This is a genomic window from Amycolatopsis sp. NPDC051071, from assembly GCF_040682875.1.
Classification (GTDB): domain Bacteria; phylum Actinomycetota; class Actinomycetes; order Mycobacteriales; family Pseudonocardiaceae; genus Amycolatopsis.
In genome coordinates this window covers 26,484-35,079 of the sequence record NZ_JBFBBY010000082.1, presented here as the reverse complement: position 1 = coordinate 35,079, position 8,596 = coordinate 26,484, and the positions used below count along the sequence as shown (strand labels likewise).

The following is an 8,596-nucleotide window of genomic DNA, read 5'->3' as shown; positions in this document are numbered from 1 at the left end:
CGTCGAGGTAAGTCCGGCGCAGCTACGGGATCAGCCGTTGGTCGTGATCCGGGAATTGCAGGAAGCTCACCGTCGCGCTCGCCAGCGGCCCCCAAAACACTCACGACAACCCGACCCCCGCGACCCGAGCGTGCGGCCCAGGCACGTCCGATGTCCGGTCCGACGAGACGCGACGAGCCCGTACACCGTGGACTCGCCCCGTGGATCACCCGTACATTCCGGTAGTGCGCGGTCACTTCCGCGCGGATTGGGGGATTCCGATGGTGGTGCGGGCTCCGCGCGGCTGGACGCGTCGCTTCCACCCGGCACCGGCTGCCGGGATGCGGCTCGTCGTCTTGCCGCACGCGGGCGGGTCGGCGAGCGCCTATCACTCGCTGTCGTCGGCGCTCTCCCCCGTCATCGACGTGCACACCGTCCAGTACCCGGGCCGGCAGGACCGGCTCACCGAGCCGGTCATCGATGATCTGCACGTCCTCGCCGAACGCTTGGTGGAGGTCGTGTCCGCGCTGCCCCGGCCGTTCGCGCTCTTCGGCCACAGCATGGGCGCCGCCATCGCGTTCGAGGTCGCGCGACGGCTCGAAGCACGTGACATCGTCCCGGCGGCGCTGTTCGTCTCGGGCCGCCCCGGGCCGGGCGTGCACAAGGAGGAGTGGCACCACCTCTCCGACGACGCGGCCTTCCTCGCCGAGGTCAACCGGCTCGGCGGCACGGACACGACGGTCCTCGACGACCCGGACATCCTCGATCTCGTGATGCCCGCCCTGCGCGGCGACTACAAGGCCATCGAGACCTATCGTTATCGACCGGGCCCCGGCGTGTCCTGCCCGGTCGTGGCGCTCACCGGCGACGCGGACCCGGTGCTGGACGTGCGTGACGTCGGGAACTGGCGCGACCACACCACCGGCTCGTTCGAGATGGAGGTCTTCGACGGCGGGCATTTCTTCCTCGACGACCATTTGGACGCCGTCGTCGCCCGTATCGTCGGCAGGCTGACCGTCAGTCCCTGACGCCTTCCCGACTCGCCCACGCGACGATCTCGGTCCGGTTGGCCAGCCCCAGTTTCGCGAGGACGCGCCGGACGCACCTGCGTCGAAGGCGGCTCCGGCACTTGGTCGGTCGAAGGAACCCTCGGTGCGCAAGGCGAGTCTTGCCCGCTCACACTGACCGCGAGCGGGGCTGAGCGGCGTCAGGCCCAGGCGGACAGCTCCTTGGCCAGCGCGGACGATCCGCCGGCGGTGCGCAGCGTCGGCGGTCCCGGCCAGCAATCCTGGTGGTCGCCGGCGCGCAGCGTCTCGGCGAACCGGGCCACCCGCCGCGGTTGCGGCGCCACCGAGCGGCCGCCGAGATAGCCGACGACGACGTGGTGGTCGTCCCCCGACCGCGTCACGACCGCGGCCGACCAGCCGTGCTCCTCGTGCCACTGCAGGTCGACGTCGCGCTCGGGAAAACCGGGAAGGCGCCAATCCAGCCGCAAGCTGGCGGTGACCGGACCGGTGAGGTCGGCCGTGCACGAATCCATCCGTATCCCCAAAGCCGAAGCCACGTCCTCCAGATACGCGTTCAGTCTGGTCATCAGATCCAGACCTGCTTCCGAGGGGGCGGGGGTCGAGGTCGTCACGGTCCTCAGCTTCCTGTCATCTTGAGTTGGCGTGACGGGAAATACCCATCCAGGCGGGGCTTCACACCCCCATTTCGTCACGCCCAGGTTTCGATTCTCTCAAGCCGTGGCCTCGATGACACGAGTCAGTGCCTTGTGCAGCGTCTCCAGCTCGGCGACCTCCATTCCGAGTTTCTCGACGACCCGGTACGGGATCTTCTCGGCCTCGACGCGCAGCGCGTGCCCCGATTCCGTCAGCTCGACCGTCAGCAGCCGCTCGTCCTCGGAACGGCGCCGCCGCGTGACGTAACCGATCGACTCCAGACGTTTGAGCAGCGGCGACAGTGTCGCGGGCTCGGCGCGCAAGGCGACGCTCAGGTCCTTCACCGTCTGCGGTCCCCGCTCCCACAGCGCCAGCATGACGAGATACTGCGGATGGGTGAGCCCGTACGGCTCCAGCAGCGGACGGTAGATCGCGATGACGCTGCGCGAAGCGACCGACAGCGCGAAACACACCTGACGCTCCAGGGCGAGCGGGTCCTCGCCCAGATCGATCGCCTTCATCCCCGGCCCTTCCGAACTCATGCCGCCGATCCTAGCGGTGGCGTGGGCGACACTAATGATTAGCACGCTAACGATTAGCGTACTGTGGCGAACGTCGAAGGAAGGGAGTCGCCCGATGCCCCGCAAGCGCCCGGACGTGATCCGCTGGCTGTGGTACTCACTCGGCGGCAGGCTGCCCGAGCGCCACCACGACTGGATCCTCCACGACGCGACCACCGGAAACTGGCGCTGGCGGCACGTCGCGCGCAGCACGGTGATGATCGCGCCGCTCTGCGCTGTCTGGCTGCTCCTGCCAGGGCCGCTGCCCCTGCGGTTGTCGATCGTGCTGATGGCCGCGCTCGTCGCGTACTTCTACTCGTTGGCCTACATGGAGGAAAGCATCGAGCACCGGCTCGCCAAACACGGTTTCGAACCGGGCACCGGACGGCGTGTCCGGGCCGAGGCGACCGCGATCGCGGAGGCCGACGTCACCGAGCGGTATCTGGCGCGGTACCGGGACCAGCCGGAGTCCTGACACACGCCCGGGAGGCAACCACCACCGCGGCCAGCCGAGCGCCGAGCAGGCCCGGCTAAAGTGCGGATCGATGAGACGCAAGCTCCGCCCGCCGCTTCCGCCCCGGCACGGGCTCGACCCCGCGAGGCTCAAGATGCCCGCCGAGGGACCGTGGACGACGCTGCGCGAGCACCTCGTCGAACGCCTCCCCCGCGTCGCTCCTGAGCGGATCGAGGAGATGCTTCGCGAGGAACGCATCGTCGGGCTCGACGGGCCGCTGGGCGTCGACGCGCCGTTCGTCCCGGACTCGTTCATCTGGTTCCACCGCGACCTGCCCGACGAGGTCGACGTTCCGTTCGAGGTTTCGATCGTCCACCGCGACGAACATTTCCTGGTCGCCGACAAACCGCATTTTCTCGCGACGATCCCGCGCGGGCAGCACATCCTGCAGACCGCGCTGGTCCGCCTCCGCACTGAATTCGATCTCCCGCGACTGAGCCCCGCGCACCGGCTCGACCGGGTCACCGCCGGGCTCCTCCTGTTCGTGATCACCCCCGAACTCCGCGGCAAGTACCAGACGATGTTCCGGGATCGCCTGGTACACAAGGAATACGAAGCGATCGCACGCTACGACCCTGACATCGCGATGCCGCGTGAGATCAGCAGCCGCATCGTCAAGGAACGCGGGGTCATCGCCGCGCAGGAGGTCGACGGGCCGCCCAACGCGGAGACCCGGGTCGAGCTCATCGAGCACCGCGACGGCCTCGGCCGCTACCGGCTGCTCCCCGCGACCGGCCGGACCCATCAGCTGAGGCTGCACATGAGCGGCCTCGGGTTGCCGATCCTCGGCGACGACTTCTACCCCGAGCTGACCGAAACCCCGCTCGACGACTTCACCGAACCCTTGCAGCTACTGGCGAAAGTCCTCGAATTCACCGACCCGGTCACCCGCGAACGCCGCCGTTTCGAAAGCAGCCAGACCCTCAAGGCGTGGACGGACCTCGACGCCTGGCGCCGAGGTCCGTGAAGTCACCGCGTGCGGCTCATTTACGCCAGAACTTGACCCCGCTCCAGGTCACCTTCACCGGCCCGGCGCCACTGGCCGTCCGGTAGGCCCCGAACTTGTCGTAGTAACTGCCGCCGCTGCTGCTCACGGTCTGCTTCAGCGAACCGTTGAGGTACACCTTGTGCGTGCTGCCGACCTGGTGGACAGTGTTGACCCGCACCGATGTCCCGACGGTCGCCCCGCTGCCCAGCGTTTCCCCGCCGTGGACGGCGTAGAGCCGCCCGCCGCGTTCGACCGCCAGCATGAAGTACGGGCCGGCGCTCGGCGCGTCGCGGAAGGTCTGCTTCAGGCTGATCCGGGTACCCGCCATGCTGGTGATCCGGAACGAGCCCTCGAATTGCCGGGTCCCGCCGGTGTAGGTCACGTAGCGCCGCTCCGCCCGCTGGTCACCACTCCCGGTGGAACAGGTCAGCTCGAAGTCGAGCCCGTTCACCGTTCCGCAACCACGTTCCTGGACCTTGAACGAGGGATTCTCCGTCGTCCACGGCCCCGTTCCGACCTGCGCGCTCGCCGGCATCGCCGACGCCACCAGGCCGAGGACGGCCGCCGCGACCACCCCGGCGGTCCGAAGTCGTCTCCGCATCCTGCCTCCTGCACCTTCAGGGCGGCGGTGGTCCAGACCAGGACCAGGCTGCGACTGTACGAGCACGAACCGTCATCGGACAAGGAGTTGACGCACCGGTGTCCCGCTGATTGGGTAGCGACGGTGATCCTCTCCATGACGGTCCTCGAAGGACTGGAGGCCGGGACGGTCGACCTGGCGTTCCGGCGCTGGGCGAAACCCAATGTCCGCCAGGGCGACACGATGCGCACCGGAGCCGGGTTGATCGCCGTCGACTCGGTCGAGATCGTCGACCCCGCCGCCATCACCGAGGCCGACGCCCGCCGCTCCGGGGCGGAGTCGGCGAACGCGGTGCGCGGGACACTGCGCGGGCCCGCGGACGCCCCGGTGTACCGCATCCGCCTGCGCTACCTCGGGCCCGATCCGCGGCACGCCCTCAGCGCCGACGACGAACTGTCCGAAAAGGACGTCGCGGCCATCGGCAAGAAGTTGTCCAAGATGGACAAACGCCGCTCGTGGACCCATGAGACACTGCGGCTCATCGACGGCCAACCCGGACGCCGGGCACAAGAACTCGCCGACCTCCTCGGCCGCGAGAAAGATCCGCTGAAGCTCGATATCCGCAAGCTCAAGGACCTCGGCCTGACACTGAGCCTCGAAACCGGCTACCGGATTTCCCCGCGCGGCGCGGCCTATCTGCGTGCGATCAGCGAGGATCCCGGTAGAACGCGCTGAGTTCCGGAACCAGCCGCTCGGGCGGGACGTTGTGGAATTCGCCGTCCAGTTCGACGTGCCGCGCGCCCGGGACGGCTTTCGTGGTGACCGCGGCGGCCGTCTTCAGCCAGTCCGTGCTGCCGTTGCTGTTCACCACGAGCGTCGGTGCCGTGATCGAGGCCAGGCGCTCCGCCGGGACCTTCGAGTCGCCCATGACGCGGGCGTCGTAGACCAGCGTGGGTGCGAACGAGCGGAGTTCGGCCCACATCGGCGTCGCCTTGGCCTCCTCGACGGCCTCCGCCGGGGATCCGACCGCGGACATCATGAAGAGCGCGACGGCGTCGTCCCACCGGCCGGCCGCGACGAGGTCACGCATCTCGTCGGCGTAGTCCTCGGGAACCTCTTCGGCCTCGCCGCGATACGGCGGTTCGAAGACCGACAGCCGCGCCATCGGCACCCCGGCCGCGGCGGCGAGCAAGGCCAGCGCCCCGCCGGAGGAAATGCCATGCACGATCACCGGTTCGTCGAACGAGGCGACCACGGCGGCGAGGTCCTCGATCTCGCGCTCGACGGCGTACGGCGGGCTGTCCCCGTTGTCGCCGCTGTCGCCGCGCCCGCGACGGTCGTAGGTCACCACGGAGTACTCGGCCGTCAGCGCCGCGACCAGCGGTTCGTCGCCGCGGCGGTCGTTGCTCGCGCCCGCGACGATCACCACGACCGGACCCGCGCCGCGCCGCTCGACCGCGATCGGCGTCGCGTCGGCGGAGAGGATTGTGTTGATCATGCGGCCCATCGTGCCGGGTGACGGCGTGCGACGCAGGTCATTTATCGAGGGGGAAGACAAAGTGGCGTGGCCGCGGATAGGGCTACCCACCTCGACGGGGTATTCGGACACCATCCTGATCTCGAGCTTGTCCATGAAGGAATTAGGACACTCAACGTCCCAGATCCTTCATAGACGCGGACAGCGTCCCCTGGACCGACCACCCCGCGCGTGTCGCGAAGGGCGCTTTCGCAACACGCGAGCGGGCACCGACACCCGGTCACGCCACGTTTGCCTTACCCCTCTTTAAGCGCGCGAGGCGGCGTCCGGAAAGTTCTTCGAAGAAATCCGGGGGCCGGTGTCGGATCGGGGCGGCGGTGTTCGTAGCAGGGGTGAGGCCGCCCGCGAGGGGTGGCGCCGAGGCAAAAGCACGCTGACCCGGTGGCTGCTGGAGCACGATCTGATCGACGAGATGATCCTGAACGTCGTCCCGGTGGTTCTCGGCCAGGGCGCCTGAAGTCACTGACCACGCTTTCCCGACAGGAGATGATCTGCACATGCGATACCTGGTTTCCGTGATCGACGACAAGAGCAATCCCGGCAGCACGGACAAGCAGCCTGCTATCAGCGAGTTCAACGAACGGCTGATCGCCGAGGGCCATTGGGTTTTCGCGGGCGGGCTCGCGGACACCGACACGGCCACGGTCATCGACAACCGGGGCGAGCAGGCGGTGTTCAGCGACGGGCCTTTCGTGGAGTCGAAGGAGTACCTCGCCGGAGTCTGGGTGTGGGAGGCCCCCGATCTGGATGTGGCGCTCAAACTCGCCACCGAGGCGTCGAAGGTCTGCGATCGGAAGATCGAGGTGCGGCCGTTCCAATGAGCGACGTCGAAGAAGCGATCACCCTGGCCCACCACGAGGAATGGGCCCGGGTGGTCGCCACGCTGACCAGACGTTTCGGTGATCTCGACATCGCCGAGGAGGCGGCCGCCGAGGCGTTCGCGACCGCCGTCGAGCGGTGGCAGGCCGACGGCCTGCCGCCCAATCCCGGCGCCTGGCTGACCACCACCGCCCACCGCAAGGCCATCGACCGGATCCGGCGTGAGAACAAACGCGACGACAAGCACAAGGAGGCTCGGATGGTGTACGACGACGACCCGCCCGAGCCTCTTGGCGCCATCGGCGACGACCGGCTCCGGCTGCTCTTCACCTGCTGTCACCCGGCGCTGGCGATGGAATCCCGCGTGGCGCTGACGCTGCGTATGGTCGGCGGTCTGACCATGCCCGAGATCGCCCGCGCCTTCCTGGTGCAGGAGACCGCCATGGGGCGGCGGATCACTCGTGCGAAGGCCAAGATCACGGCGGCGCGCATCCCTTACCGGGTGCCGTCCGCGGAGGATCTGCCGTCCCGGGTCTCCGGCGTGCTCGCCGTCCTCTTCCTCGTCTTCAACGAGGGCTACCTGGCGACCGGCCCCGACGCTGATCCGGTCCGTCCTGGCCTGACCGCCGAGGCGATCCGGCTCGCCCGCCTGATCCGGGTCCTCCTGCCGCAGGACGGCGAGGTGGCCGGGCTGCTGGCGCTGATGCTGCTCACCGAGGCCCGCCGCACCGCCCGGATCTCGGCGAGCGGTGAACTGGTCGCCCTCGACGAGCAGGATCGCGGGGCCTGGGACACGACGCTGATCGCGGAGGGACATCGGCTGGTGCGCGAACGTCTCGCCGCTGCCGCCGCCGGGGTGACTCCGGGTCGCTACCAGATCCTCGCGGCGATCAACGCCGTGCACACTTCGGCCCGCGACGTCCGCGACACCGACTGGTCGCAGATCGCCGCACTCTACGACCAGCTCGTCCGCCTCGACCACTCGCCGATCATCGCCCTCAACCGGGCCATCGCGGTCGCCGAGCTCGACGGCCCGGAGGTGGCGCTCGCGGCCGTCGACCGCCTCGAGGACAAGCTGGCCGGCTATCACGCCTACCACGCCACCCGCGCCGACCTGCTGCGACGGCTGGGCCGCGGCGGGGACTCGCGCGCGGCCTACGACAAAGCCATCGAGCTGGCGGGCAACACCGCCGAGATCGCCTACCTGACCCGCCGCCGCGACCAGCTGCGGTAGCGCCGACGGATCGCGGTCGGGCACGACGGCGCAGGTCGAAATCCGAATCGAACACACGTTCGACAAACGGCCGCCGCCGGGGTAGCTTCGGTTGTCATGACCCCCGCGCTTCAAGCCTCACTGTTCGACGAGTGCGCCGCCCTCGGGCTCGGCTCGCTCGGCTCGCTCCGGCGCACCGAGCTGACCCGTGGTGCCTGGATCGACGTGCTCCCCGGCTGGCTCACCGGCGCGGGCGAACTGTTCACCCGCCTCGCCGAAGACGTGCCATGGCAAGCCGAACGACGGCAGATGTACGACCGCGTCGTCGCCGTACCCCGGCTGCTGAGCTACTACCGCGAAGGCATGCCGCTCCCCCACCCGATCGTCACCGAAGCGCGGGAAACGCTCTCCGCGCATTACGCGGACGAGCTCGGCGAACCGTTCGTCACGTCCGGCCTCTGCTACTACCGGGACGGCCGGGACAGCGTCGCCTGGCACGGCGACGACACCGGCCGCTCCCGCACCGAGGACACCATGGTCGCGATCGTTTCGATCGGCGCCGCCCGGCAGCTGACGCTGCGGCCGCGAGGTGGCGGCGAGACGATCCGGCACTCCCTCGGCCACGGCGACCTGATCGTCATGGGCGGCAGCTGCCAGCGGACGTGGGAACACGCCATCCCCAAGACGGCCAAACCCGTCGGGCCGAGGATCAGCATCCAGTTCCGGCCGAGAGGAGTCGCCTGAG

General features: G+C 69.0%; 12 protein-coding genes. 8 read left to right on the top strand and 4 right to left on the bottom strand.

The window, feature by feature from the left end; all coding sequences use genetic code 11:
• Window positions 1–224: 224 nt before the first annotated feature.
• Window positions 225–1,007, top strand: coding sequence for an alpha/beta fold hydrolase (locus AB0M65_RS24750; protein WP_364031851.1), 783 nt, complete (start codon window positions 225–227; stop codon window positions 1,005–1,007).
• A gap of 179 nt (window positions 1,008–1,186) precedes the next feature.
• Here the strand turns inward: AB0M65_RS24750 and AB0M65_RS24745 are convergent, their stop codons facing one another.
• On the bottom strand, window positions 1,187–1,573 hold the full coding sequence (locus AB0M65_RS24745) for a DUF6292 family protein (protein ID WP_364031848.1): 387 nt from the start codon (window positions 1,571–1,573) through the stop codon (window positions 1,187–1,189).
• Between the two features lie 144 nt (window positions 1,574–1,717).
• The gene (locus AB0M65_RS24740; protein ID WP_364031854.1) at window positions 1,718–2,161 is read right to left on the bottom strand and encodes a MarR family transcriptional regulator; all 444 of its coding nucleotides are present in this window, start codon (window positions 2,159–2,161) and stop codon (window positions 1,718–1,720) included.
• A gap of 115 nt (window positions 2,162–2,276) precedes the next feature.
• Between AB0M65_RS24740 and AB0M65_RS24735 the strand changes: the two genes are divergently transcribed.
• The gene (locus tag AB0M65_RS24735; RefSeq protein ID WP_364031845.1) at window positions 2,277–2,675 is read left to right on the top strand and encodes a DUF5313 domain-containing protein; all 399 of its coding nucleotides are present in this window, start codon (window positions 2,277–2,279) and stop codon (window positions 2,673–2,675) included.
• A gap of 70 nt (window positions 2,676–2,745) precedes the next feature.
• Window positions 2,746–3,681 (top strand): pseudouridine synthase, encoded by a 936-nt coding sequence (locus AB0M65_RS24730; protein WP_364031842.1) that lies wholly within the window; start codon window positions 2,746–2,748, stop codon window positions 3,679–3,681.
• A 16-nt stretch (window positions 3,682–3,697) separates the two neighbouring features.
• Here the strand turns inward: AB0M65_RS24730 and AB0M65_RS24725 are convergent, their stop codons facing one another.
• The gene (locus AB0M65_RS24725; protein WP_364031839.1) at window positions 3,698–4,303 is read right to left on the bottom strand and encodes a hypothetical protein; all 606 of its coding nucleotides are present in this window, start codon (window positions 4,301–4,303) and stop codon (window positions 3,698–3,700) included.
• Between the two features lie 135 nt (window positions 4,304–4,438).
• Here AB0M65_RS24725 and AB0M65_RS24720 point away from each other — a divergent pair, with 135 nt between their 5' ends.
• Entirely contained in the window at window positions 4,439–5,017 is a 579-nt protein-coding gene (locus AB0M65_RS24720; protein ID WP_364031836.1) for a hypothetical protein, read from the top strand.
• Here AB0M65_RS24720 and AB0M65_RS24715 read toward each other — a convergent pair.
• A complete protein-coding gene (locus AB0M65_RS24715; protein ID WP_364031833.1) occupies window positions 4,989–5,780 on the bottom strand; it encodes an alpha/beta fold hydrolase in 792 nt (263 codons plus the stop codon). The two genes, AB0M65_RS24720 and AB0M65_RS24715, sit on opposite strands and share 29 nt — an antisense overlap.
• Before the next feature lie 337 nt (window positions 5,781–6,117).
• On the opposite strand from AB0M65_RS24715, the gene AB0M65_RS24710 reads away from it, so the two are divergent.
• From AB0M65_RS24710 to AB0M65_RS24695, 4 genes are all read left to right on the top strand, one after another.
• On the top strand, window positions 6,118–6,276 hold the full coding sequence (locus AB0M65_RS24710) for a hypothetical protein (protein ID WP_364031831.1): 159 nt from the start codon (window positions 6,118–6,120) through the stop codon (window positions 6,274–6,276).
• 40 nt (window positions 6,277–6,316) lie between these two features.
• Window positions 6,317–6,640 carry a YciI family protein gene (locus tag AB0M65_RS24705; protein WP_364031828.1) on the top strand — a complete coding sequence of 108 codons (324 nt, stop codon included), beginning with the start codon at window positions 6,317–6,319 and terminating at the stop codon, window positions 6,638–6,640.
• Window positions 6,637–7,872: a DUF6596 domain-containing protein gene (locus tag AB0M65_RS24700; RefSeq protein ID WP_364031825.1), complete on the top strand. Its 1,236-nt coding sequence runs from the start codon at window positions 6,637–6,639 to the stop codon at window positions 7,870–7,872. The genes AB0M65_RS24705 and AB0M65_RS24700 overlap by 4 nt, the downstream gene beginning before the upstream one ends.
• Before the next feature lie 96 nt (window positions 7,873–7,968).
• The gene (locus AB0M65_RS24695) at window positions 7,969–8,595 is read left to right on the top strand and encodes an alpha-ketoglutarate-dependent dioxygenase AlkB (protein ID WP_364031822.1); all 627 of its coding nucleotides are present in this window, start codon (window positions 7,969–7,971) and stop codon (window positions 8,593–8,595) included.
• The last annotated feature ends 1 nt before the right edge of the window (window position 8,596 follow it).

What these genes read in the sequence shown, in the direction of transcription:
- AB0M65_RS24745 (WP_364031848.1), bottom strand. Translation starts at nt 1,573, where the DNA reads ATGACCAGACTGAACGCGTATCTGGAGGACGTGGCTTCGGCTTTGGGG.
- AB0M65_RS24725 (WP_364031839.1), bottom strand. Translation starts at nt 4,303, where the DNA reads ATGCGGAGACGACTTCGGACCGCCGGGGTGGTCGCGGCGGCCGTCCTC.
- AB0M65_RS24700 (WP_364031825.1), top strand. Translation starts at nt 6,637, where the DNA reads ATGAGCGACGTCGAAGAAGCGATCACCCTGGCCCACCACGAGGAATGG.
- AB0M65_RS24735 (WP_364031845.1), top strand. Translation starts at nt 2,277, where the DNA reads ATGCCCCGCAAGCGCCCGGACGTGATCCGCTGGCTGTGGTACTCACTC.
- AB0M65_RS24720 (WP_364031836.1), top strand. Translation starts at nt 4,439, where the DNA reads ATGACGGTCCTCGAAGGACTGGAGGCCGGGACGGTCGACCTGGCGTTC.
- AB0M65_RS24730 (WP_364031842.1), top strand. Translation starts at nt 2,746, where the DNA reads ATGAGACGCAAGCTCCGCCCGCCGCTTCCGCCCCGGCACGGGCTCGAC.
- AB0M65_RS24705 (WP_364031828.1), top strand. Translation starts at nt 6,317, where the DNA reads ATGCGATACCTGGTTTCCGTGATCGACGACAAGAGCAATCCCGGCAGC.
- AB0M65_RS24740 (WP_364031854.1), bottom strand. Translation starts at nt 2,161, where the DNA reads ATGAAGGCGATCGATCTGGGCGAGGACCCGCTCGCCCTGGAGCGTCAG.
- AB0M65_RS24715 (WP_364031833.1), bottom strand. Translation starts at nt 5,780, where the DNA reads ATGATCAACACAATCCTCTCCGCCGACGCGACGCCGATCGCGGTCGAG.
- AB0M65_RS24695 (WP_364031822.1), top strand. Translation starts at nt 7,969, where the DNA reads ATGACCCCCGCGCTTCAAGCCTCACTGTTCGACGAGTGCGCCGCCCTC.